Source organism: Pseudomonas sp. P9_35, assembly GCF_034008205.1.
GTDB lineage: Bacteria > Pseudomonadota > Gammaproteobacteria > Pseudomonadales > Pseudomonadaceae > Aquipseudomonas > Aquipseudomonas kilonensis.
Genome location: NZ_CP125373.1, coordinates 2,905,449 through 2,931,540, shown reverse-complemented (window position 1 = coordinate 2,931,540; position 26,092 = coordinate 2,905,449). Strand labels below are relative to the sequence as shown.

General features: G+C 62.7%; 11 protein-coding genes. 9 read left to right on the top strand and 2 right to left on the bottom strand.

Annotated features, from left to right (window positions below; all coding sequences use genetic code 11):
• Positions 1 to 51 precede the first annotated feature (51 nt).
• The 3 genes from QMK47_RS12875 to QMK47_RS12865 are packed head-to-tail and all read left to right on the top strand — an operon-like array spanning position 52 to position 14,682.
• Positions 52 to 9,153: a non-ribosomal peptide synthetase gene (locus QMK47_RS12875; RefSeq protein WP_320390321.1), complete on the top strand. Its 9,102-nt coding sequence runs from the start codon at positions 52 to 54 to the stop codon at positions 9,151 to 9,153.
• 58 nt (positions 9,154 to 9,211) lie between these two features.
• Positions 9,212 to 13,042: an amino acid adenylation domain-containing protein gene (locus tag QMK47_RS12870; RefSeq protein ID WP_320390320.1), complete on the top strand. Its 3,831-nt coding sequence runs from the start codon at positions 9,212 to 9,214 to the stop codon at positions 13,040 to 13,042.
• A complete protein-coding gene (locus QMK47_RS12865) occupies positions 13,039 to 14,682 on the top strand; it encodes a cyclic peptide export ABC transporter (RefSeq protein WP_253473870.1) in 1,644 nt (547 codons plus the stop codon). Before QMK47_RS12870 ends, QMK47_RS12865 begins: the two co-directional genes overlap by 4 nt.
• A 47-nt stretch (positions 14,683 to 14,729) precedes the next feature.
• On the opposite strand, the gene fhuF is transcribed toward QMK47_RS12865, so the two are convergent.
• The gene (gene fhuF, locus QMK47_RS12860; protein WP_253478502.1) at positions 14,730 to 15,392 is read right to left on the bottom strand and encodes a siderophore-iron reductase FhuF; all 663 of its coding nucleotides are present in this window, start codon (positions 15,390 to 15,392) and stop codon (positions 14,730 to 14,732) included.
• Positions 15,393 to 15,618: 226 nt separating this feature from the next.
• On the opposite strand from fhuF, the gene QMK47_RS12855 reads away from it, so the two are divergent.
• From QMK47_RS12855 to QMK47_RS12840, 4 genes are all read left to right on the top strand, one after another.
• Entirely contained in the window at positions 15,619 to 17,322 is a 1,704-nt protein-coding gene (locus QMK47_RS12855) for an ABC transporter ATP-binding protein/permease (RefSeq protein WP_320390319.1), read from the top strand.
• 362 nt (positions 17,323 to 17,684) lie between these two features.
• Positions 17,685 to 19,547 (top strand): ATP-binding protein, encoded by a 1,863-nt coding sequence (locus QMK47_RS12850; protein WP_320390318.1) that lies wholly within the window; start codon positions 17,685 to 17,687, stop codon positions 19,545 to 19,547.
• A gap of 92 nt (positions 19,548 to 19,639) precedes the next feature.
• Positions 19,640 to 20,872, top strand: a complete 1,233-nt coding sequence (locus QMK47_RS12845) for a porin (protein ID WP_253473861.1) — start codon at positions 19,640 to 19,642, stop codon at positions 20,870 to 20,872.
• Between the two features lie 11 nt (positions 20,873 to 20,883).
• Positions 20,884 to 21,321 carry a substrate-binding domain-containing protein gene (locus tag QMK47_RS12840; RefSeq protein ID WP_214509330.1) on the top strand — a complete coding sequence of 146 codons (438 nt, stop codon included), beginning with the start codon at positions 20,884 to 20,886 and terminating at the stop codon, positions 21,319 to 21,321.
• Between the two features lie 9 nt (positions 21,322 to 21,330).
• Here the strand turns inward: QMK47_RS12840 and QMK47_RS12835 are convergent, their stop codons facing one another.
• Positions 21,331 to 23,703: a putative bifunctional diguanylate cyclase/phosphodiesterase gene (locus tag QMK47_RS12835; RefSeq protein ID WP_258690957.1), complete on the bottom strand. Its 2,373-nt coding sequence runs from the start codon at positions 23,701 to 23,703 to the stop codon at positions 21,331 to 21,333.
• 354 nt (positions 23,704 to 24,057) lie between these two features.
• Between QMK47_RS12835 and QMK47_RS12830 the strand changes: the two genes are divergently transcribed.
• Positions 24,058 to 25,068: a response regulator gene (locus QMK47_RS12830; RefSeq protein WP_214509328.1), complete on the top strand. Its 1,011-nt coding sequence runs from the start codon at positions 24,058 to 24,060 to the stop codon at positions 25,066 to 25,068.
• A gap of 3 nt (positions 25,069 to 25,071) precedes the next feature.
• The gene (locus QMK47_RS12825) at positions 25,072 to 26,025 is read left to right on the top strand and encodes a GGDEF domain-containing protein (RefSeq protein ID WP_253473852.1); all 954 of its coding nucleotides are present in this window, start codon (positions 25,072 to 25,074) and stop codon (positions 26,023 to 26,025) included.
• Positions 26,026 to 26,092 lie beyond the last annotated feature (67 nt).

The following is a 26,092-nucleotide window of genomic DNA, read 5'->3' as shown; positions in this document are numbered from 1 at the left end:
CCGTTCGCGGCGCACGTGTCTCCTCGTTTTTCTGGATTGAACACCGCCGCCATGCATGACCAAATCGAAAATATCTATTCGCTGACCCCGCTGCAAAAAGGCCTGCTGTACCACGAGGCCTATGCGCCCGAATCCCGGGTTTATTACCAGCAGATGAACATCGGCCTGGCCGGTGAGCTCGACCTCGCTGCGTTCCGCCTGGCCTGGGTGGCCCTGATGCAACGCCACGCAGTGTTGCGCACGGCGTTTCTCTGGGAGGAGCTGGACGACGCCTATCAGGTCATCCTCAAGGAAGTCGACCTGCCCCTTCGTGAAGTCGATCTACGCGGTCACTCGCAAGGGCTGGCAGCCCTCGCGGCAGAAGATCACGCACAGGCGTTCGAACTGGGTGCCGCCCCGTTGATGCGCCTGACCCTGGCACGACTGGACGATGTAAACGGCCAAGCACAGTGGTCGCTGGTCTGGACGCACCATCACCTGTTGCTCGACGGTTGGAGCGTCGGCTCGCTGCTCGCGGACTGGCGTGATCTGTATCGTGCGGCACGGCGTGGCCAGCACGCGTCACTGGAAACGGTGCGACCGTTCCAGGATTACGTGGCTTACCTCAGTGAACGCCCTTCGTCAGACGACTTCTGGCACAGCCGCCTGGCAGACTTCGCCAACACCACCCGCGTGCCCGAATCGGACCCGCGCGGCCTGGTCGCCGACCCGGTAGACGCTCGCCTGCCCTGCACCGAGCATTCCCTGAGGCTGGATGCCGCAACCACCGCTCGCCTGGCCGGCTTCGCCCGGAACCACAACCTGACCGTCAACACCTTGCTGCAAGCGGCTTACGCTTACCTGCTGGGTCGTCACAATGGCTCTGATGAAAGCCTGATCGGCGTCACCGTGGCCGGGCGCCCACAGCGTCTGAGCGGTGTCGAGCGCATGGTCGGCCTGTTCATCAACACCTTGCCACTGCGCGTTCGTTGGGACGATGCACCGACCGTGGGTCAATGGCTGGCGGGCATCCAGGACTGGAACGCCGAGATGCGCGAGCACGAACACACCCCACTCGCCAGTCTGCGGGCATTGACCGCGCTGCCGCCGGGTGGCGAATTGTTCGAAGCGATCATCGTATTCGAAAATTTCCCATTCCCCCGGGAGCTGGATCAAATCGACGATGGCCTGTTCGGTCTACCGGACGCCGAACACGCCGCGCCCTTGCGCCACACGGGCGGGCGCAACAACTACCCGATGTCGCTGATCGCGTCGATGGAAAGCGACTGCTTGCAACTGCACCTGGTGCATCAACGCAAACGCTTGTCCGACGCGGCCGGCGCGCGCCTGTTGCAGCAATTGGCCGTGCTCGTCGAGGAACTGAGCCTTGACGCGAATCGGCCCCTGGCCGACGTGCCACTGTGCCCGGTGCAAGAGCTGCAGCTGACCCGCCACTGGGGCAACGGTGCGCCCCTCCCATTGCCTGATGCGCCGCTGCACGCACTGATCGCCATCCAGGCCCGCCGTCATCCCGAGCGCGAAGCCGTGCGCGACGCCAACGGCGCCTTGAGTTACGGCGAACTGCTTGAAGCATCGACCGGATTGGCCAACGCCTTGCGCCAGCGGGGCCTGCAACAGGGTGATCGAGTCGCGCTGGCCCTGCCCCGCAACAACGACGCGGTCATCTCGCTGCTGGCGGTGATGCAGGCCGGTGGTTGCTTCCTGCCGCTGGACCTGGGCCAACCGGCCTCGCGCCTGAGTGCACTGATCGCCAGTGCCGACGTGGACTTCATCATCGGGACACCGGCCTTCGAAAGCGCCTGCGTGCAGGTGATCGAGGCCTCGGCCCGCGCCACCGGCATCGACCTGCCAGCGGCGGATCAACAGGCCTGCGCCTATGTGATCTACACCTCCGGCTCCACCGGTACGCCGAAAGGCGTGCGCCTGTCTCATCGGGCTATCGTCGCTTATATCACCGGCATTCTGGCCGAACTGGGTTGCGCCGAGGCGAAACAACCCTGGCGCCATGCGCTGCTCTCGACCCTGGCGGCGGACCTTGGGTACACCCAGTTGTTCGGCGCGCTGGTCAGCGGTGGCAGCCTGTTGCTGGTGGACGACGACACACGTGCCGACCCGAACGCACTGGCGCAGTGTTTTGCCGAGTTCACCCCGGATCTGGTCAAGCTCACCCCCAATCACTTGCACGGTCTGCTCGCCGCTCGTCCCGACGCCGATCTGCTCCCGCGCCGCGCCTTGTTGCTGGGTGGCGAAGCGCTGCAAGGCACATTGCTGGACACCCTCCGGGCGCTGCGTCCGGACCTCGCGGTCTACAACCACTACGGCCCGACCGAAAGCGCAGTGGGCATTTGCCTGTCGCGCATCGACCAGCCTCTGGCCGGTGTGCAACCGCTGGGCCGCCCGCAGCCGAACCGGCAACTGCGGGTACTCGACAACCACGGTCACCCAGTGCCTGTCGGTGTGCCGGGGGAACTGTGGGTGGGCGGCGAAGGCCTGGCCATCGACTACCTCGGCGATCCAGCGCAAACCGCTGCGCGCTTCACGGCCGTCGCCGACCTGCCCCGCGCTTACCGCACTGGCGACCGTGTGCGTTGGCTAGAGACTGGCGAGCTGGCATTCCTTGGGCGCGTCGACAACCAGATCAAGCTGCGCGGCTACCGCATTGAATTGGGCGAAGTCGAAGCACAGATCAAACGCCTGTCGAGCAACATCCAGCAAGTGCTGGTGCATGTGGTGCAGCCGGCCAACGAGACGCCACGCCTGGTCGCCTGGTTGGTGGCCAGTACCTCCATGTCTGCCGACAAGCTGCGCCATGACCTGGCGCTGCGCGTGCCGGATTACATGGTGCCAGCGGACTTCATCGCGCTGGATGCCATCCCGCTGAACGCCAACGGCAAACCGGACATTGCCCGCTTGCCCTTGCCCGACGCCCCGACCCGTCAGGACACCTACGAAGCCCCACGGGATGCGGTGGAAAGCGCCTTTGTCGAGATCTGGCAGGATGTGCTGCGGGTCGAGCGCGTCGGTATCCACGACAACTTCTTTGCCCTGGGCGGTGATTCGATTCTCAACCTGCAGATCATCGCTCGCGCCCACCAGCGCGGCATGAAGCTGACGCCCAAGCAGTTGTTCGAAAACCGCACCATCGCCGAAATCTCCGCGGTGATCAGCCAAGGCACGAACTACAGCCGCGAGACCAGCAGCGTGGCGCGCAATGTGCCGCTGACAGCGGGTCAGCATGCCCGCCTCGAAGCCGGCCCGCTGGCGGCGGACTGGCGCTGTGTGGCCTTGAATGCGCCGATCAGCGTCGAGGTATTGAGCCGTGCCGTGTTGGCCCTGCAACAACAGCACCGGGCGCTGCAAGTGGGCCTGGTCCCACAGGCTGACGGCACCTGGGTGCAAACCCTGCCGGCTACACCTAAGCCGGTCAGCGCCAGTCGCCAGTCGTTGAACACTGGCGATTCCAACGCATTGGCCGAGCTGGCTGAAACCACCCTGGCCAGGCTGGACCACGCCGCCGGCGAAGGCTGGCATGCCTGCCTTTGCGAACAGGGCGACGCCGTGCTGTTGGTGGCGCATGCCTTGCGCCTGGACGCCAGTTCATGGGCTTTGCTGATGACGGACCTGGCGCTGGCCGTGGCGCAAGCGCAGTACGACCGTGCAATCGAATTGCCGCGTCACGGTGGCAATCTGGATGAATGGGCTGAATACCAAACTACCCGCGCCAAGGATGAAGACGGCTTGGAGCCGGCGTGGGAATACTGGCTGCAATACGCTGGTGAAGCCCTGCCGTCCGCCCCGCAACCGCAGGGGCCGGCCACTGAGCGCCGCGTGCGGATTTCGTCGTCTCTCAGCGCCCGTCTGAATGTGCTGCAACGCCGCAGCCACGCGCCGTGGGCATCACTGGTAGCTACCGCCGTCGCAGCGGAACTGGCACAACAAAGTGCCAGCCAGGACGTCTGGCTAAGCCTGGATCGCGGTCGCTGCGAGCGCGCTCGTTTACCGCTCACCAGCGCCTTGAGCCGCACCGATTTCGATCCGGCCACGGTCATCGGCGCGCTGAGCCACGCCGTTCCCCTGCGCCTGAGCCTGACGCCGACGGCCAGCGCCGCACAAATGCTTGCGCAGGTTGACGCACAACTGGCCACCGCCCCGGACACCGGTGATGACTACGGCGTGTTGCGTTACTTGGCCGACAACGACTACTTGCGCGAACCGCTGCTGAGCCTGCCACAGCCGACCGTGCATATCGTCATGGCCGGCGAGTGGCAGACCCTTGAGGGGCCGTTGGGCGACGTCATCGCCGGCAGCGCGTCGATCGATGCGCCTGGCTTGACCCTGTCCGTCAGCCTCCGACACGGTCAACTGCACATCGATTGCCGTGGCGCCGGCGCAGAGCGCTGGGCCGAGGTCTTGGAGCAGCGTCTGGCCATCCTGGCTGCCGACGCCGAGCAAGCCATTCCCGGTGCCCACGCCTTCCCGTTGTGTCGCGCAGCCGGACACGAGCTCAGCGCCTTGGGCTCGAACTTCGATTGGGCCGGCATCGACGACTTGCTGCCCCTGTCGCCGATGCAGGAAGGCATGTTGCTGCACACCCTGCTGCGTCCCAACAGCGGCATTTACCTGATGCAGCAACGTTATCGTTGGGACGGTGAGCTGGACCGCAGCGCCATCGAATACGCCTGGGCACAACAATTGGCCCGACATCCGATGCTGCGCACCGGTTTCTGGTGGCAGGACGGCAAGGCTGCGCTGCAATGCGTTTACCACGACACCGATCCGGCCTTCGTCTGGTACGACTGGCGTCACCTCGACGAGGCGAGCCGCCAGCGTCAACTCGACGCTGTGCTGGACGCTGAATGCCGTCAGGGCTTCGACATGCGCCGGCCACCGTTGACGTTCCTGCGGGTGTTCCAGGTGGCTGACCGGGAGTTCCTGATCGTGCGCAGCTTCCACCACATCCTGACCGACGCCTGGTGCTTCGGCCTGTTGATGGCCGACCTGTTCGCCCACTACCAGGCGCGCGTACTCGGCCAGCCGGTGGCGCGTCCGTTGCTGCCGTCGTTCAGCAACTACGTCCATTGGTTGCAATGCCAGGACACGTCCATCACCGAACAATTCTGGACCCGCGAACTGGCCGGTTTCAGCGCGCCGACACCGCTGGTGGTGGATCGCCCGGCCACGACCGAGCAAGCGGTCGAGACCGTCGCCAACCTTGACGTCACCTTGTCGATTGCCGACACCCGCGCCTTGACCGCGTTGTGCCAACAGCACCAACTCACGCCCAACACGTGGATCCAAGGCGCGTGGGCCCTGCTTCTATCGCGCTACAGTGGCAGCGATGACGTCTTGTTCGGCGTCACGGTGTCGGGCCGTCCAACCGACCTGCCCGGCGTGGAAGACATCGTCGGCCTGTTTATCAACAGCCTGCCGTTGCGGGTCAAGGTTGACGATGAACACACCGTGGTGCCCTGGCTGCAAGCGCTGTTCGCACACAACGTCGAGCTGCGTGCCTACGAACACGCACCGCTGGTGGATATTCAGCGCTGGAGTGAAATCGAGCATGGTCGCTCGCTGTTCGACAGCCTGGTGGTGTTCGAAAACGCGCCGTTCGACGCCGGCCTGTCGGATCGCCAGGTCGACTTCAACGTCGACATCTACGAAGACCGGGTGCACACCAACTATCCAATGACGGTGGTGCTTTACCCCGGCGATCGCCTGGGCATTCGCTTGACTTACGACGCCGCAAGGTTCGACACCGAGACCGTGCAACGCATGCTCGGCCACTTGCGCCAGCTACTGACGCAAATGGTTGCCCGGCCTGACGCACCACTGGCGTCGCTGTCGTTGCTGACGCCGGAGGAACGCCAGACCTTGCTGGTGGACTGGAACCGCAGCGAACTCGACTTCCCGCTGGAGCAAACCTACGCCGAGCTGTTCGCCCGCCAGGTGGCCGCGCATCCACAGCGCATCGCGGCCGTGTGTGGCGCCGAGAGCCTGAGCTACACCGAGCTGGACCAGCGCGCCAATCGCCTGGCCCGGGCACTGGTGGAAACCGGCGCCGGTCGTGACACCCTGGTGGCCCTGGCCGGCGAACGCGGCCTGCCGCTGCTGAGCATGATGATCGCCGTGCTCAAGGCCGGTGCCGCCTACTTGCCGCTGGACATCAAGCATCCCCCCCAACGCCTGGGTGAAATTCTCGAACTGTCCGGGGCGACGATCCTGTTGACCAGCGACAGCGCCGATTCGGTCATCGACCCGGCACTGGCCGCGTGTACCGCAACACCGCGACGCTTGCGCACCGAAGCGCTCTGGCTGGGTGATGATGCGACGCCATTGCAAATGGCAGGCAGCCCTGACGACCTGGCCTATGTGATCTTCACGTCAGGTTCCACGGGCACCCCCAAAGGCGCGATGATCGAACAACGGGGCATGCTCAACAACATCTTCGGCAAGGTGCCGACGCTGGGTCTGTCGAGCGCCGACCGAATTGCCCAGACCGCCTCCCCGGCGTTCGACATTTCGGTCTGGCAGTTCCTCGCCGCACCGATTCTCGGCGCCACCGTGCACATCCTGCCGGACATGATTGCCCATGATCCCGAGCGCCTGCTGGCGGCCCTGGAAACCCAACAGCTGTCGGTGCTCGAAGCCGTGCCGACGATGATCCGCGCCCTGCTCGACCTCGCGGGTGCCGACACGCAACTGCCGGCACTGCGCTGGTTGCTGCCAACCGGCGAAGCCCTGCCCCCGGCCCTGGCCCAAGCATGGCTGGGCCGTTTTGCCCATGTGCCGTTGATGAACGCCTATGGCCCCGCGGAGTGCTCCGACGATGTGGCGTTCCACCCGCTGACCCGCGTACCGGACGAAGATGGCAATGCCATGCCGATTGGCCGGCCTACCGCCAACAATCATCTGTACCTGGTTGACGCGCAACTGCGTCCGGTGCCGGTGGGCGTGCCGGGGGAAATCTGCGTCGGTGGCGTGGGGGTCGGTCGCGGCTACCTCAACGACCCGGAGAAAACCCGGGCCGCGTTCGTCGCGCACCCGTTCGAACCCGAGGCCCGTTTCTACCGCACGGGTGACCTGGGGCGCTGGCGCGCAGATGGGGTGATCGAGTTCCTCGGTCGCCGCGATCAGCAAGTGAAGATCCGTGGCCACCGTATCGAACTGGGGGAAATCGAAGATCACCTGGGTCGTCATCCCGCCGTGCAGGCCGTGGCTGTGATCGTCAATGCCGACCAGCGCGGCGATCTGCAACTGGTCGCGTACTGGACAGGCGACGACACCCCGGTGGCAGTACTGCGCGAATGGTTGGCCCAACGCCTGCCGTCCTACATGGTGCCGGCCCATTGGCAACAGCTGGAGACTTTGCCGTTGAACGCCAACGGCAAAGTCGACCGCAAGGAACTGACGTCTCGAACGCTGGACAGCCACCTGATCGAACAACGTCCACTGAGCAGCGATACCGAGCAGCAACTGGGCGCGATCTGGGCGCAAATCCTCAACGTGCCGGCGATCGGTGCCGACGACAACTTCTTTGCCCTCGGCGGGCACTCCTTGCTGGCGACCTTGGTGGTTTCGCGCATTCGCAGCCAGCTCGCGGTGGACCTGCCGCTGCGCGCAGTCTTCGATCACCCGGTATTGGAAAACCTGGCCCGTGCCATCGACAGCGCGCGCTTGCAGACAGCGCCATTGGCCCTGCCGACCATCATCCGGGCGGATCGCTCGCAGGCCCTGCCGTTGTCGTTTGCCCAGCAACGTTTGTGGTTCCTCGAACAGTTGAACCCTGGCTCCAGCGGTTTCAACATTCCGTTCGCACTGACGTTGACCGGGACGCTGAATGTCGAAGCCCTGCGCCTGGCCTTCGAGCAATTGGTCGCCCGTCATGAAGTGCTGCGCAGCACCGTGCACAGCGATCAAGGTGAGCCTTGGCAGCGGATCGAAACGGCGCAGGCATTCGCGCTGCCGGTCACCGATCTGCAACAGGTACCCGCGCAAGAGCGTGAGCCGGCGATCCAGGTGCACTTGTCCGAGGTCTTCGGCCAGCCGTTCGACCTGACCCAAGCGCCGTTGATTCGCGCACGATTGCTGCAATTGGACACGCAGACCCATGTGCTGGCCATTGCCCTGCACCACATTGCCGTGGACGCCTGGTCCATTGCGCAATTGGTCGATCAACTGGCCAGCGACTATGTCGGTTTTGGCAGCCCGGCAAACCGCATCGACACTCCGCCGCTGCAATACGCCGACTTCGCCGTGTGGCAACGCAAGCATCTGCCGGGCCCGGTCTGGCAGCAACAATTGGCCTACTGGCGTCAACAACTGCAAGCCAGCCCGGCACCGCTGTTGTTACCGGGCGCCCAGACCCGCGACCTTGGCGGGTGCGCGCGGCATCGCAGTCGCCTGCCGGCATCGTTGGCCCAGGCCGTCAACGACCTGGCGAAAGCTCGCGACGCCTCGCCGTTCATGGTGCTGCACAGCGCGCTGAATGTCGTGCTGCATCAGCAAACCGGACGGGAAGACCTGTTGGTCGGCACCGACATCGCCAACCGCCATCAACAGCAGACCGAAGACATGGTCGGCTTCTTCGTCAATCAATTGGTGCTGCGTTGCCGGGTCACGCCGCAGCAGACGTTTGCCCAATTGCTGGGCGATGCTCGACGCGTGGCGCTGGATGCCTTTGCCCATCAGGACTTGCCGTTCGACGCGCTGGTGGCTGATCTGCTGCCACAGCGAGACGCGCGGTACACGCCGTTCTTCCAGGTCAAACTGGTGGTGCAGAACACCCGTCAGCAGGACCTGCATCTGCCGGGGTTGGCGATCAGTGAACGGGAACTGGAGCCACAGGCCTCGGATGTGGACCTGCTGATCAACGTCGTGGATGACGGCGCAGGACTGCTGGTGGTGTACGACTACGACACCGGCCGTTATACCCGTGACTGCATCGAACTGTTCGACAGCCTGTTCGTGTGCCTGCTGGAGCAACTGAGCCTGAACGCCGACACCGACGTCGCCCAGTTGCTGCTGCCACTCAATCAACTGCAACAGACCCGCCGGGAACAGGCGCAGGCCGCGCTGCGTGAAGCCGGTAGCGCACGTCAGAGCACCCTGGGCCAGGCCCGTCGTCGCAATGTCGTGAAGGACGCCGAGCAATGATTGCCATCGACTCAGTGTCCCTCGCGCTCATTCCCCACCTTTTTGTACAGGTCTCAGCATGACTCAGTCTCACGAAGACACGTCGTTTGAAGGTTTCGAACTGTCACCGCAACAGGCCCATCTGTGGCGCTTGCAGCAAACTAGCCTGGCCTCGGCGACAGCGCAGCGAGCCACGCTGCGTATTGCCAGTGAAACACCGTTGGACGGTGCACGGCTGACCAACAGTTTATCGACGCTGCTGCAACGCCACGAGATCCTGCGCACCCGCTACCCGCAACTGCCGGGGCTGTTGCTGCCGATGCAGGTGATCGACGATTGCGCCGCTGATTGGCAGGCGCTGGGCATCGAACTGCACGTGGACGCTCAGTCGGCCACGTTGCACTTGCCGGCCTTGCACCTGGACAGCACCAGCCTGGGGTATCTCGGCGAAGAATGGGCGCTGGGCTATCTGCACGCCACACCCCAGGAGCCACCGCTGCAATACGCCGACTACGCGGCCTGGCGCCTGGAGTCGGTGGACGAGCAAGGCCGCCGATTCTGGGATGAGCAGTTCAACGCCGTGATCACGGACGTGCCGTTACCTTGGCATCGGCAGAACCCGGCATCCGGCGCCGCTGTCGCCCCTGAGCACATGCAACTACAGTTCGACGACTCGACCCGGCAGCGCCTTGAACGGCAAGCGAACGACCTCGGCGTCAGCCCTGGCATTTTCGTGCTCGGCGCCTGGGTCACCGTGTGGCAACGCTACAGCGAAGCCGAACGCCTGACGCTCGCCTACGAAAACCAGGTACGGCCTGACGTACTGGGCGATGCCCTCGGTCTGTTCTGCGAACCGCTGCCACTGACACTCGATACCTCGTCCGGGTTGTCGTTTGCCGCACTGTGTCGACAACTGAGCGAACGCGTTGGCCTGCTCAACGATGCCCGCGACAGCTACCCGAGCCACTTGAGCCACGCGCCATCGCTGACGGGTGTCGGTTTTCGCGAACTCGCGGCAACGCCCGACAGTGCCCTGAACGATGCCGGCTGGCGGATCGAACAGGCAACCAGTGCCAGTGCCGGCTGCGCGCTGCTGTTGCAATATCAGCCGTCGTCATCCAATGGATTGTCGCTGCACTTCGACGCCGCGCTCTACACGTCGGCCCACGTCGAAATCCTCGCCGAACAATTGCTGAGTGTGATCGAGCACAGCCTGCATGAGCCCTCTGCCCGGCTGGACCAATTGACGACCTGCAGCGCCGCCGAGCAGCAGCGTGTCACCGGCGCGCTGGCGGCTTCGCCCCCCCAGAGTCCGGGGCAAGAACAGCGGTATGCCGCCATCTTCGCGCTGCCCAACCTGGCCGCCTGCTTCACCCTCGACGCCACCGACCGGGCCCAGCGCCCGGCCGTGAGCGGGCCCAGCGGCACCTTGAGCTACGCCGAGCTGGATCAGCGCGCCCGCGCCCTGACCCAGCAACTGCTCGCCCAAGGCCTGGCGCCTGGTGCGCGGATTGCGCATTTCCTGCCGCGCGACATCGATGCGGTGGTGGCACTGGTGGCGATTCTGCGCGCCGGTGCCTGCTACGTACCGATCGACCCGAGCTACCCCACCGAGCGCATCGAACATATTCTGCGTGACAGCCAGGCACGCCTGGTGCTGACCCACCGCGCCCGCGTGCAAGACCTGCCGACAGACTGGCAACCGAGTGCGCTGGCCATCGATCAGGCGATGTCGGCGGTGCCGCCACAGGACGAGCCGCAGGTCGCACGGGATCAACCGGCCTACTTGATCTACACCTCGGGCAGTACCGGCCAGCCCAAGGGCGTGCTCATCAGTCATGCCAACGCCCTGCATTCGCTGGCGGCGCGGCTGTCGGGCTACCCACACCCCGTGCAACGTTTCCTGCTGCTGTCGTCGTTCGCCTTCGACAGCTCCATCGCCGGGCTGTTCTGGAGCCTGGCCCAGGGCGGTTGCCTGCACCTGGCCAGTGAAACCGAGCAGAAAGATCCGCTGCAGCTGGCCCGGTTGATCCGCAGCCACACTGTGTCGCACCTGCTGGCGTTGCCTTCGTTGTATGCGTTGTTGCTGGACGAGTTGGGCGATAGCCCGAGCCCGCTGAACACGGCGATTGTCGCCGGCGAAAGCTGCCCGCCGGCACTGGTGAACAATCACTATCGCCGCCACCCCGGCGCGCAGTTGTACAACGAGTACGGCCCGACCGAAGCCTCGGTGTGGAGCACCGTCGCCCTCTGCCAACCTGAGAGGGGTACGAGCCCCGTGCCCATCGGCCGAGCGATTGCCCATACCCGGGTGTATTTGCTCGACAGCGACGGCGCGCCTGTTGCCCGGGGGCTCAAGGGCGAGATCCATATCGCCGGGCCTGGATTATCCGAAGGGTATCTGGGGCTGCCACAGATGACCGCCGAGAAGTTTATCCAGGCCAACCATCCGGCACTCCATGGCCAACGCCTGTACCGCACCGGCGACTTCGCCTGGCGGGATCTGGACGGGCAATTGGTGTTCCTCGGACGTACCGACTCGCAGATCAAATTGCGCGGCTACCGTATCGAACTCGGCGAAATCGAAACCGCACTGTGCAAGGTCAGTGGCGCCAGGCTGGCGGTGGTCTTGCTGGATACGACCCAAGCCGAACCCAGCTTGCGCGCTTTCGTCGAGTCGGCTAACGAGCTTCAGGCCGGTCTCGTGCGCGAATCCCTGGCGACGCTGTTGCCGGCACACATGATCCCCGCCGATATCCAGTGGCTGACGCAACTGCCACGCACCGCCAACGGCAAGGTCGATCATCGCGCCTTGCTGGCCCGGCAGCCGAACCACCGCGTCGCGGTTTATGCCGCGCCCGAGGGGCATGTCGAACAGGTGCTCGCGGCGGTCTGGCAAGAGCTGCTGGAGGTCGAGATCATCGGTCGCCACGACGACTTCTTCGCCCTCGGCGGCCATTCGTTGCTGGTGGTGCGCATGACCGCCAGGCTGCGCGCCCTGCTCGGCATCGAAGTGCCGGTCAACGTGATCTTCCAGCACCCGACGCTGATCCAGCTTGCCGAGCAGATCGCCCAGCCGCACGACCGCTCAGCCGTCATCGCCTTGCAGCCCGGCGTGGCAGGCCAGCCCCCCCTGTTCTGCCTGCATCAGCCGGCGGGCGGGGTTCATCACTATTTGCCGATGGTCGCCGGCTTGTCGCAGGCGATGCCGGTTTACGGCATCGCGTTGCCCGAGTCGTTACGCGACCAGGACCTCGTCGCATTGGCCAGCGCCTATGTGCCGCAGATCCGCCAGATTCAGGCGCAGGGTCCGTATCGCCTGGGCGGGTGGTCCATGGGGGGATTGCTTGCGCTGGAGCTGACTCGACAATTGGAAGCACTTGGGCAAACGGTCGAATGGCTGGGGTTGTTCGACAGCACGTTCCACGCCGAGGACGAAGCGCTGGCCTGGGATGCGTTGTATGCCACCGTGCAGCGAGAATTGAGCAGCGACAGCCGCCAGCGCCTGGCCACGCTCGCCCCGGAACCGTTGACACAATTGCGCGCGGCCACGGCCAAGCTCGATCGCGTGGCGCAATTGCGTTTCGCCCTGCTGCAATGGACACTTGCCAACGGCCTGAGCCTCAATGCGCCGTTGGCGTACGTTGAGCAGGTCTTGGACGTGATGGCCGACGCACGTCGTTGGGTCAACGGCTATTCAGTGCCCACCGTGCAGGCGACCCTGCACCTGTGGTGGGCCGAACAGACCCTGGTCGAGCGCCCGAGCCTGCCTGCGCAGTGGGACGCCATCAGCCAGCGAACCTGTCATCATCAGGTCGCTGCCGATCACGACACGCTCCTCGGGCAGTCTGCCTTCCATGAACAACTCAACAAGTCGCTGGCTGTGGCCTCGACGGAAACCGTCGCATGAACCTGATTCTTTATCTTTACCGCCAATCGGCACGCCTGCTGGCATTGGCTTCCATCAGCGGCGCCCTGGGCGGCCTGGCGAGCGCAGGGCTGGTGATCCTGATCAACCGTGGGTTGGCCAACCCGCATCAGTTGCCGGAACTGGCCCTTGGGTTCTTCGGGCTGTGTGCGGGCATGTTGCTGTGCAAACTCTGCTCGGAACTGTCGTTGCTGCATCTGACCCAAAGCGCCATCTTCCAGATGCGCATCGACTTGTCGCGCAAACTGCTCGCCACCCCGCTCAAGCGCCTGCAAACCATGGGTAAGCACCGCTTGTTGGTGATCCTGACTGAAGACGTGCACACCTTCACCGCTGCGTTCGAGTGGGTGCCGCTGCTGTTCGTCAACGCCGTGGTGACGTTGGCGTGTTTCGCCTACCTGGCCTGGCTGTCGTGGTCACTGCTGCTGATCCTGGCGCTGTTCCTGCTGGTCGGCCTGATCGCGTTCCACCTGGCCGAACGCGGACCGCTGAGCCACCTGGAACGGGTGCGACAACAGAAAGACGTGCTTTACCAGCACTTTCGCAGCCTGATCGAAGGCAGCAAGGAACTGCAATTGAGCAATGCCCGTGGCGAAGCGTTCGTCGAGCGCGTCATTCGTCCAGGCGCCGATGAGTTCCGGGTGCGATTTTTGCGCGGCATGGCCGGGTATTCAGTGGTGGCCAACCTTGGCACCCTGCTGTTTTACCTCAACCTGGGTGTACTGCTGTTTGTCGTGCCGTTCTGGCTGCCGCAGTCAATCACCGTGCTCACCAGTTTCACGGTGACGTTGCTCTATCTGGTGCGACCGATCTCCGACCTGATGATTGCGCTGCCCTCTCTGCGCCAGGCCAGTATCGCCCTGAGCCGCATTCGCCAACTGGATGCCGAACTGAGCACCGAAGCCCAGATGGCTGCACCGGTCGGTAACGCGTTTGCCAGCCAGGGACCGACGCGCCTGCTGCTTAATGGCGTCTGTCACCGCTATCCGGGCGAACATGAGGATCACCCTTTCCTGCTCGGGCCAATCGATCTGACGTTGGAACAGGGCGAGCTGGTGTTTGTCGTCGGCGGCAACGGCAGCGGCAAGACGACGCTGTCCATGCTGCTGCTCGGGTTGTATGCGCCGGAATCCGGCTGCGTCGTACTCAACGGTGTGGAGGTGGACGACGACAACCGTGAACAATACCGCCAGCACTTTGCTGCCGTGTTTGCCGACTTCCATTTGTTTGAACACTTGCTGGGCGATGATGGCCCGGGTGCCGAACAGCGCACGGCCGATGCGACACGCTACGTCAAGGCGCTGGGCCTGGGGCACAAGGTCAGCATCGTCGATGATCGCTTCTCCACGGTGGAGCTCTCCACCGGCCAGCGCAAACGACTGGCGCTGGTCTCAGCGTATCTGGACGACAAACCGTTTTACCTGTTCGACGAGTGGGCGGCCGACCAGGACCCGGCCTTCAAGCGGGTGTTCTACATGGAGTTGTTGCCGGAGCTCAAGGCCCGGGGCAAGACCGTGATTGTGATCACGCACGATGACGCCTACTTCTCCCAGGCCGACCGGGTATTGAAAGTCGAGAACGGCCGTCTTACCCAAGTCGAAACCCAAGCCGCCTGCGCCTGATGGGGCTTCTCACTGTCCTGGATCGGAACGGTTGATCGGCCCCATGGCTAGTCGTCCTGATAGATGGAGTGCAGGTAACTGACCTGCACATCCACAGGCAGGCGGTGCAGCTTGGGGCAGGACTCACAGAGCACCGGCATCTGGCCCTCAACCGCTTCGTGCAACTGGTAATGCAGGCAACAATGCTTGCGCAGTGGCAGACGGGGGCAAATCAGCGGCGCGGGTGATTCCACCATGCGCTGCAGGCCTCGCAGCCTCAGGCGACCGTCGTTCACCGTGACCTGCTCCAGCCACTGGTGCGCCTCGGCGAACCCCGCTCTTGAGAGGTCGGGGTCCATCCTGGCGAAAGCACCGTCCCAGATGGCGACCATGTTGGCCCACAGTATTTTCGGTGCCAGGCCACCGGCGGCAGCCAAGGCTACGAACAACGGCGCCAGGTGCTCATGAATCAGCCGACTCCAGTAGTCGGCACGCCCCTCGGCGGACAGCGCCATCAGCCGGGCATTCAAGCCCAACGCCATGGGCTCGCCCTCAGCATGAAACAACACCGCCTTATCGCCCCAGAAATCGATCGCGCCCTGACGCGTGAGCACGCACGCCAGGGCGGCCGGCAGGGCAATGCTCATGTAGTTCATCGACCACTGCGAAACCACAGCCGCGCGATTCACCCCCGGATATTGCAGGGCAAATCGAGACAGCAACGGTTTCAGCACGGCAGGGTCGGCAACATGACTTAACCCAATAGACGGTTGATCGCCAGGTGCTTGCCGAATGACCCGTGTTATTGGCGGCCAGGCCTGGTTAAGCCATTCTGGAAATTCGATAACAGGGCTCCCGTGGCTTTCCCTAATTAATGCAAACGATTAGCATTGGCTGATCCTATCCTCCCTCCCCTGCAAACTCAACGTCGTCAGCGACCGGGCTCACCAAGACCACATGCATACACTCCGCAATTTCTGGCGTCTCGCACGGCCTTTCTGGACATCCGAGGAAAAGTATCCGGCCCTGCTGCTGTTGTTCGCCACTGTGCTGATGACCCTGTGCATGGTCGGTATCAACATCCTGACGAATTTCTGGAACCTGCATTTCTATAACGCCTTGCAGGCCCTGGATTACCACGGTTTTCTGATCGGCAGCCTGCAGTTCATCCTGCTGCAGATCGGCACCGCCGCGTTTACCGTCGGTGCGTTTCACTTCCAACAGAAGCTGACGCTGCGCTGGCGTCGTTGGGCGACGCGCAACATGCTCGATCAGTGGCTGGACAACCAGCGCTACCATAAGCTGAAACTGAGCGAGACCGACGTCGACAACCCGGATCAACGGATCGCCGAAGACATTGACCTCTTCATCATAAAATCCCTCAAGTTGAGCTTGGGGCTGCTGACGTCGGTGGTGTCACTGTTTTCTTTCCTGCACATCCTCTGGCAGGCCTCCAGCCTCGTCAGCGTGCCATTCAACGGCGAGTCATTCGTCATCCCAGGGCTACTGGTGTGGGTGGCCCTGGTGTACGCAATCGCAGGAACCGGTGTCGCATTCTGGCTGGGACGTGCGCTGCCCAGCCTCAATTTCATGCAACAACGGCGTGAAGCAGATTTTCGTTTCTCGCTCATCCGCCTGCGGGAAAACGCCGACTCAGTGGCCCAATACCGTGGAGAAGCCGCAGAAAAACAACGGTTCAACCTGCGTCTGGAAGCGGCGCTGGAGAACTTCTGGGCGTTGGTGAAAAAACAGAAACTGATCATGGGCTACTCAACCCTCTATTTGCGCAGCGCCACGGTCATCCCCATGTTCATCATGGCACCACAGTTCTTCGCGGGCGCATTCCCCCTCGGCCGGCTGACACAGATCAGCGCCGCCTTCGGTGAAGTACACGCAGCCATTGCCTATCTTGTGGAGGTATTTCCGGAACTGTCGGAATGGAAGTCGGTGATCGACCGGCTGGTCGGTTTCCAGGAGCGCCTGGATAACGTCGAGGTCAAGTCCCAGGTCAGGCACGAGCAACAGGCCAGCGGCCTCGACATCAAGGACCTGGACATCTGGCTGCCAAACGGCCGGCCCTTGTTCAAAGGCTTCAACCTTTCCCTCAAGCCTGGCGACAGCCTGATGATCAGCGCGCCGTCCGGCTATGGCAAATCGACGCTGATCCGCACGATTACCGGGCTTTGGCATCACGCTCGCGGTTCAAGTTGCTATGACCGTGAGCGCGCCCTGACACTTTCGCAAAAACCCTACCTGCCGTTGGGCAACCTGCGCGAGGCGCTGTGGTACCCCAAACCGCCCCGCCGCGAAGAAGATGCGGCGCTGCGCCAGATCATGGAGCAAGTCGGCCTGCAACACCTGGCCGATCAACTGGAGCAGGAACGGGACTGGGCGCAGACCCTCAGCGTCGGCGAACAGCAACGCTGTGCATTCGTCAGGGCCCTGCTGACCCGCCCTACGGTGCTGTTTCTCGACGAGAGCAGCTCGGCGCTGGATGCGGCAAACGAAGCGCGCTGCTATCAACTGCTAAAGCAAACGCTGCCGGACACGATCCTGATCAGTGTCGGGCACAGCGCCTCCCTGGAGCACTTCCATTGGCAAGTCCTTGAATTGCGGGACGAGGCGCAGTGGGTGCAGCGCAAGGTCAGGCAAGCGGTGTGAGCCCGCATTCCGCGCCTACGCAATAGCGCATGCAAAAGTGCTCCTGTGGCGAGGGAGCTTGCTCCCGCTGGGGTGCGAAGCGCCCCCCCATGAAGCTGATGACAGCTTCCTGATACACCTTCGTGGCCGGCTATGGGGCTGCTGCGCAGCCCAGCGGGAGCAAGCTCCCTCGCCACGGGGTCGACGTGTTCCCCTTGCTCCGTGGACAGATCCCTGCTCGCCCATTGGTATGCAGAGTTTGTGGTCTATAGTTCCTGACAGATCCAGAGTTTCGCTCGGGCCATAGGAGCAACACCCCCTCGAGCCGTAACCGTGTCGGATGCCCACCAGCCTTCGGTAGTGAATAATGCAGGGAGCACACCATGCCGATCCAGCGGCCTGAGACACTGAGGTTGGCCCCTGGCCCTGCCCATCATGCAGAGATTGATGGCGATACCGAGGCCGGCGTGTTTCGGTTCGGCATCGAACAGGCCAAGGAAGCCTACATTCTGTTCCCGTTGCTGGCCGCGCTTCTGTTGCTGGCCATCTGGACCGCGACCCTGTACCTGATCAAGGTTGAACATGTCCGCGCGCAGCAGAGCGCCGCGACGGCAAGTATGGAGATGGGCGCCACCTACGAAGCGCAAATGTTGCGCGCCATTCACGAAATCGATCAAACCCTCAAACTGGTCAAATACACCTACGAAGCTGAAGGTGAGCCTAACCCCTTGCGCCGGCTCCAGGAGCGGGCCTTGTTGCCGCCGGCCTTGGTGTTTGACGTCAGTGTGGTCAGCCCGGACGGCAGGCTCGTGGCAAGCACGCGGGTCAACGAGCGGGAAAATATCGCGGACCCGGATGAGCAACAAACGCTGCGCCATGGTGACTCGCTGTCCATCAGCCACCCATGGAAAAGCCCTGTCACCGGGGAATGGCGCCTGCGCTTCAGTCGGCGACTCGACGCCGCGGATGGCGGGCTTTCCGGGATCGCCAGGGTCGAAGTCGATGCCGCCTACTTCGTCAGCAGCTACGACGCCTCGAAACTCGGCGACCAGGGTGCGCTCGGGCTCCTTGGCACCGACGGCATCTTCCGCGTACGGCGCACCGGGGAAACGGTACTGGCCGGCGATACGGTCGATTACAGCGCCGTGGTGCCAGACGCCGAAAACACCGACGCCGTGCTCTCGGTCAACGGATGGGACGGGGTGCGGCGCTACACCAGTGCCCGCCAGCTCTACGACTTTCCGTTGGCGGTGATTGTCGGCTTGTCCGAGCAAGAGCAACTGGCTGCGGTGAACCAGCAAGCGCGTACCTATCTCTGGCGCGCCGCGGGCGGCAGCCTGGTGCTGGTGTTGTTGGTGAGCCTGCTCGCCCGGATGAGCTGGCAACTGGCGCAGAGCCGTTTGCGCGCCGCCGAAGCGCAGACGCAACTGGCCGCGGCCGCCCGCCAGGCCGGCATGGCCGAAATAGCCACCAACGTCCTGCACAACGTGGGCAATGTGCTCAACAGCGTGAATATCTCCGCCGACATGGTCACCCGCAAGCTGCGTACCAGCAAGGCCTTGGGGCTCGGCAAGGCGGTGCAAATGATGAACGAGCATGCCGAGGACCTCGGCGACTTCATCTCCCACGACGAAAAAGGCAAGCTGCTGCCCGGCTACCTGAACCAACTGGTGGACGCGCTAGCGGTCGAGCAACAGAGCATGACCGAGGAACTTGGCCAGCTGACTAAAAGCGTTGACCACATCAAGGAAATCGTTTCCGCCCAGCAATCGTATGCGGGCACCTCTACCATTGCCGAAACCGTGCAGATAAAGGAACTGATCGAGGATGCCTTGCGCATGAACGCCAGCATCATCGCGGCGCGCCAGATAACCGTGGTACGAAACTTTGCCGAAACGCCCTTGCTGCTGCTGGACAAGCACCGGGTGCTGCTGATCCTGGTCAATCTGATAAAAAACGCCAGCAGGGCGATGGATGAGAAGCCGGAGCTTGCTCATCAAATCATCCTTCAGAGTGAGATGCCCCAGGCAGACACCCTGGTGATCAAGGTCATCGACAATGGCGAAGGCATCGCGCCCGAGAACCTGACGCGAATCTTTGCCCATGGCTTTACCACGCGCAAGGATGGCCATGGTTTTGGTTTGCACAGCTGCGTCCTGGCGGCCATGGAGATGGGCGGTTCACTGGAAGCCCACAGCGATGGCCCGGGAACAGGGGCAACCTTTACGCTCAAATTGGCGATCTAGACTACGCTTCGGTGGGTGGTAGCGCGCAGCTTCAGCCAACGTTACAAGGAACAGACGAATGGCGATCCATGCAACGAGGTCACGTTGACCCTATGGCGACAAGACCCAAGACACTGGCCCTGGCCGTCATGACGCTGTATGCCGGCGGCGCCAGCGCCGACGCCGCCGATATGTTCTCGTTAAGCAGTTTCGGCACGGTGGGGATCGTCCATTCCAGCGAAAAAAGAGCCGACTTCACCTCCAGTATCTTCAAACCCAATGGCGCCGGTCATTCACGGAACTGGAGCGCCGATGTCGACAGCCTGATCGGTGCCCAACTGACCGCCACGTTCACCCCGCAGCTGTCGGCCGTGGTGCAGGTCATTTCAGAGCAGCGCTACGACAACAGCTACCGCCCCTTTGTCGAGTGGGCCAACATCAAGTACCAGTTCACGCCGGACTTCAACGCACGCATTGGCCGTACCGTATTGCCGACTTTCCTGGTCTCCGACACTCGAAAAGTGGGCTACACCCTGCCCTGGGTGCGGGCGCCCATGGAGGTCTACAGCCTGATGCCGATTTCCAGCAGCGACGGCATCGATGGCAGCTACCGGTTTCGTGTCGATGAAATCACCAATACCGTGCAGGCGCACTACGGCCAGAACGACACCCGTCAGCCTGACGGCGCCGGCAAGGCACTGACGAGAAATTTCTGGGGGGTCACCAACACCACCGAGTTCGGCGTCCTGACCACGCGCATCACCTTCATGAAAGCCGACCTGACACTGGAGCCGTTCAATTCACTCTTCGATACGTTCAGGGAGTTCGGTGCAGAAGGCATCGCCATCGCCGATCGCTACGACTCCGATGACACGCCCGTCGAATTCTTTGGAGTAGGCGCCAGCTATGATCCGGGCGATTGGTTCGTCATGAGCGAATGGGGACGTCTGGATAGCCGTTCCGGCCTGGGCAGGACCAGTGGCTGGTACATCAGCGGCGGGTACCGCGTTGCAGCGTTCACCCCCTATGTCACCTACGCTCGGTCCAAGACCGAAACAGAAGTCTCCAGCCCGGGCCTGACGGCTTCGGCCCTGCCACCGGCCCTGGCGGGGGTTGCCGAGCAGCTCAACGGTGCACTCAACTCTGTCCTGGGCTCAAACGAAGGCCAGCAGACCGTGTCCCTTGGCGTGCGCTGGGATTTCACCAAGAACATGGACGCCAAACTGCAATACGATCACACACGTTTCAAGGGCAACTCGGTCGGTCCGTTGATCAATCCCCAACCGGACTTCACGTCGGGGGGCTCGCTCAACGTCATCAGCCTAGCTGTCGATTTTGTATTCTGATGGAGCGGGCCATGGGGTTTGTGAGGCTCATCGGATTCACCGTAGCGGGGCTCGCCCTGTGCGCAGCCAGCGCCGCCGTCAAGGCCGACGTGGTCGTGGTCGTCGCCACGTCCAGCCCGGTGAAAGCGCTCGCGCGCAATCAGGTGGCGGATATTTTCCTCGGCAAGACCAGCCGTTTCCCCGACGGCGGACAGGCAACTCCCATTGACCTGACGGAAGATTCGCCGACCCGCGACGAGTTCTACACAACGTTCACAAGCAAGTCCGCCGCCCAGCTCAAGGCGCACTGGTCGAAAATCATCTTTACCGGCAGAGGCCAACCGCCCCAGGCTGTTTCAAGCAGTGCGGAGGTCAAGAAGCGTATTGCAGAGAACCCCGGCACCATTGGCTATATCGATGCCCGGGAGGTAGACGGCAGCGTCAGGGCACTGCCGCTTGACCCGCAATAAGCGCGGGCCTTAGTTATCGAGATCCGTGCCAGCCGCCTGGGCTTGTAGCAACACCTTGAACTGATCGGCAGGAACCGGTTTGTTGAAGTAGAACCCCTGGAATTCGTCGCAGGCATTGTCGCGCAGGAAATCGGCCTGCTCCTTGGTTTCCACACCTTGGGCCACCACGGTCAGGCTGAGGGTCCGGCCCATGGCAATAATGGCTTCGGTCAAGGCTTTGTCTTCCGACACGCTGCTGGTATCGCAGATACACGAGCGGTCGATCTTGATGACGTCGAGCGGAAACTGTTCGAGGGCAGAGAGCGAAGAATAGCCAATGCCGAAATCATCGACGGCGATGCGGACCTTCAAGTGTTTGAGCCCGGTCAACACGCTCAACGCTCTTTTGACGTCCTGCATGAGCAGGCTCTCGGCGATTTCCAGCTCCAGCAGACGTGCATCCATACCGGTTTCGGCCAATATCTCAGCCAGGTCCGCAAGCAGGTTCTCATCGGCAAACTGCCGTGCCGTGAGGTTCACGGCGACCCCCAGGTGCGGCAATCCCTGTTGCTGCCACGCCACGTTTTGCTGGCAGGCGGTCTTGAGCACCCACTTGCCGATCGGCACGATCAAACCGGTCTCTTCCGCTACCGGGATGAATTGCATCGGTGCCACGATACCCAGGTCCGGATGATTCCAGCGCAGGAGCGCTTCCATGCCGGTAATGCGACCACTGCCGATATCTCGCTTGGCCTGGTAGTGAAGCTGGAACTCGTGGCGCTCCAGCGCGTGGCGCAAGCTCAGCTCCAGCGTCATCCGTTCCAGTGAGTCCGCGTTCAGCTTCGCGGAGTAGAACTGGAAGTTGTTCTTGCCGCATTGCTTGGCCTGGTACATCGCGATATCGGCGTTTTTCTTGAGCGTCTGCTCGTCCAGGCCATCCTGTGGGAAGACACTGATGCCGACGCTGGCGGTCACCCGGAACTCCTGACCCTGGAGGTTGAAAGGCCGGGCAACGGCGCCAAGGATCTTCTGGGCGGTGGTTGCCACGTCCTTGTCATCGGACAGCTCTGGCAGCAGGATCACGAATTCGTCGCCGCCCAATCGGGCGACCGTATCGCTGGTGCGCAGACACGCCATGAGTCGCAGCGCGACCTCCTTGAGCAATTGATCGCCGGCATCGTGCCCAAGCGTATCGTTGACTTGCTTGAAGCGGTCGAGGTCAAGGAACAGCACCGCCAGTTGCCGATGATAACGACTTGCCTCGCCGATGCTCTGGCTCAACAGAATGCTGAACAGACTGCGATTGGGCAACGCCGTAAGGCCGTCGTGATAGGCCAGATACTCGACATTTTCGGCGTAGGCAATTTTCGCTTCGCCTGCGCGCAGACGGCTTTGCACCAGCTGCCAGCTCATCCGGGCAAGCAGCCCCGCCAACAACACCAGCAACAGGCTGCCGCCGGCCGTGCGCCAGAGGTAGGTCTGCGCTTGTCGCGTCACTGTGGCCAGTTGTTCTTCTTCGGACAACCCAACGATCACCGCCAGCGGAAAATCGTAGAGCTGACGGGCGCTGGTGTAGCGCCGCACGCCGTCCATTCCGTTGATCAAGCGTACGGCGTCAGTGTTTTCGGTGTCCGGCACCACGGCGGCGTAATCAACCTCATCGCCGGCCGATATCGCTTCCCCGCTGCGCCGTGCCCGAAAGACGCCGTCGATGCCCAGCAGGCCGAGCAAGCCCTGATTGCCAAGCTTCGAGGTGTCATAACTGCTGACGAAATAGGCCGCATCGACTTCAACCATGGCGATCCCGGCGAATGCGCCAGCCCCCGTGTCGAGCCGCCGGCTGAAACGCAACTTCCACTCCCCCTTCGCCGGGCTTTTCCACGGGCGGCTGATCGACAATGCAGTGTCACGCTCCACCGTTTGCAGCTCATCCTTGGCGAGCCGGTCTCCGACCTCGCTCGACTGGGTACTGGCCACGACCAGACCACTGGCATCAACCACGCTGACATCAAACAAATAAGGTGAAGGCAGCAAGGCGCGTGCCTTGAGCTTGGGCAGCGGGTTTGCCTCGCGCTCGGACTCGTAGGTGTACTTGACGAGCTTGAGGGTCTGGTCGATTTCACGCACCGCCCGCAGGATCTGCGCTTCGTAGGTGGCGCCGATTTCCAGGCTCGCCTCGGCGATGCCCTGCTGCGCGCGGGTCTGTTCGACCTTGAGCAGGTACAGGGTGCCCGCCCAGATGACCGATAGCAGGAGAACCGCCAACAGCGGGAACAGAATGTAGGCTTCCTTGACCTGGTCGAAGCGGCGCCGAAACAGATCGCTTGTCGCATCGGACAAGGTGTTGTCACGAGGGGCGACATCCTGGGCCGACGTCAGTACACTCGCCCGTTGGATCGCCATGGTGTGCTCCCTGCGTTGTTCACTGCTGACGGCCTGCGGGTATCCGACGCGGCAACGCTGCGAGGCGTCCGTGGTTCCTGGCCGCCGGCACTGAAGGGTTCCGGACCTGCAGAAAACTATAGACCACAAACTGTGCCTGCCAATACCAATCGGCACGCCGACCGTGGCTTTGCGCTGGTTGTAATGACGAAGTGCAGTTGACTCCCCTGACTTATTGGTCCAGTTTTTAATACAACAGTGCCCTGCAAGCCTTTCATGCAGGACGCAATGCCTGATAAATCCTGTTCGTTAATCAAAGGGCCCCTGCCAGCCTATGAATGATGTACGTAGGACCTCCCCTACCATTGAACGCCAATGGATGCCCCTGTGCCGTTGATTCCCCTGGTTGTGTGTGACGACTCCAACATGGCGCGCAAACAGGTGTTGCGCGCGCTGCCTGCAGACTGGCCGGTTTCGGTCACCGAGGCGGTCAACGGGCGCCAGGCGATGGACGCCATACGCCAGGGCCTGGGGCAAGTGGTGCTGCTCGACCTGACCATGCCGGAAATGGATGGCTACCAGGTGTTGAGCGCCTTGCGCGCCGAGGGCTTGAAGGCGCAAGTCATCGTGATTTCCGGTGACGTCCAGGACGAGGCGGTGCGCCGCGTGCTTGAGCTGGGCGCGCTGGCGTTCCTGAAAAAACCGTTCGACGAAAACGACCTGCGCCAGACACTGGAGCGGCTGGGGCTAATGGCCCAAGCCAGCCAGGTGCCGCTGCAGAATCGTTCGGCCACGAACACGGCCATCAGTTTTCACGATGTGTTCCGCGAGACGGTCAACGTGGCCATCGGCCGGGCAGCGGCCCTGATCGCCAAGGTATTGGGGGTCTTCGTGCAGTTGCCGGTGCCGAACGTGAACATCCTCGAGGTCGGGGAACTGCATATGGCGCTCAACGACGTCGGCAGCTCCCAGCAACTCACGGCCATCTGCCAGGGTTTCATTGGCAGCGGCATCGCCGGTGAAGCCCTGCTGATATTCCATGACTCGGAAATCGCCGACATCGCGCAACTGATGCAGCGCGAGAGCGCCGATTATTCGGACCTGGAAATGTTGCTGGACCTTTCCAGTGTCTTGATCGGTGCGTGCCTGAGCAGCATTGCCGAACAGATCGATGTGGTGTTTTCCCAGGGCCATCCGCAGATCCTCGGCCAGCACGCGGCCATCGAGGACCTGATCCAGGTCAACCGCAAGCACTGGAAAAAGACCCTGGCGGTGGAAATCAGCTACAGCCTGGAAGGACACGATATTCGCTTCGACCTGTTGCTGCTGTTCACGGAAGACTCCATCGAACGGTTGACCCACAAACTCGCCTACCTGATGAGCTGAGCCATGAACGATCCCATCGATCTGAACGAATTTCACTGGTTGCTGGCCATCGTTCAGAGCATCGACGTCGGTGTCGTGGTGCTCGACCGCGAGTACCGCGTGCAGGTCTGGAACACCTTCATGGAGAACCGCTCCGGGGTGCAGCCCAAGGATGCCCACAATCAGCATTTTTTCAGCCTGTTCCCTGAAATCGATCGCCAGTGGTTCAGCCGCAAGGTGGAAAGTGTCGCGACCCTGGGCACGCCAGCGTTCACGGTCTGGGAGCAGCGCCCGTACCTGATTCGGTTCAAGAGCTACCAGCCGATCACCGGCCAGGAAGCGTTCATGTACCAGAACACCACGCTGCTGCCGCTACGCTCGCCTGACAACACCATCAAGCACATCTGCCTGGTGATCTATGACGTCACCGACGTCGCCGCCAACCGGCATCAGCTCCAGGCCGCCAACGCGCAGTTGCAACAACTCTCCAGCACTGATCGACTGACGGGGCTGTACAACCGCGGGCATTGGGAGGCCAACCTGAAAGCCGCCTACGCCCGGCACCAGCGCTACGGCCATGCGTTGAGCCTGGTGATGCTCGATATCGATCACTTCAAGCGGGTCAACGACACCTACGGTCACCAGGCCGGCGACAAGGTCATCGAGCAAGTCGCCAGGCTGCTGCTCGAACATGCGCGCGACTCCGATGTGGTCGGGCGCTATGGCGGTGAAGAGTTTGGCGTGGTGCTTTCAGATACCGACAGCAGCGGTGCACTCACTTTCGCCGAACGCATGCGGCACTCCGTGGAGGCGCTGGAGGTGGTGTACAACGACCAGACCATCCGTTTCACCATCAGCCTGGGCGTGGCCGACCTGAGCCAGCCCTCGAACGACCACGCCGACCTGATCGCCAGGGCGGATCAGGCGCTGTATACGTCGAAGAAGACCGGGCGCAATCGGGTGACGGTGCATGAATAGCCAGGCCACAACGGCTCGCTGTGGCGAGGGGATTTTACGAAACGTCGCACCGCCCCGCTGGGCTCTG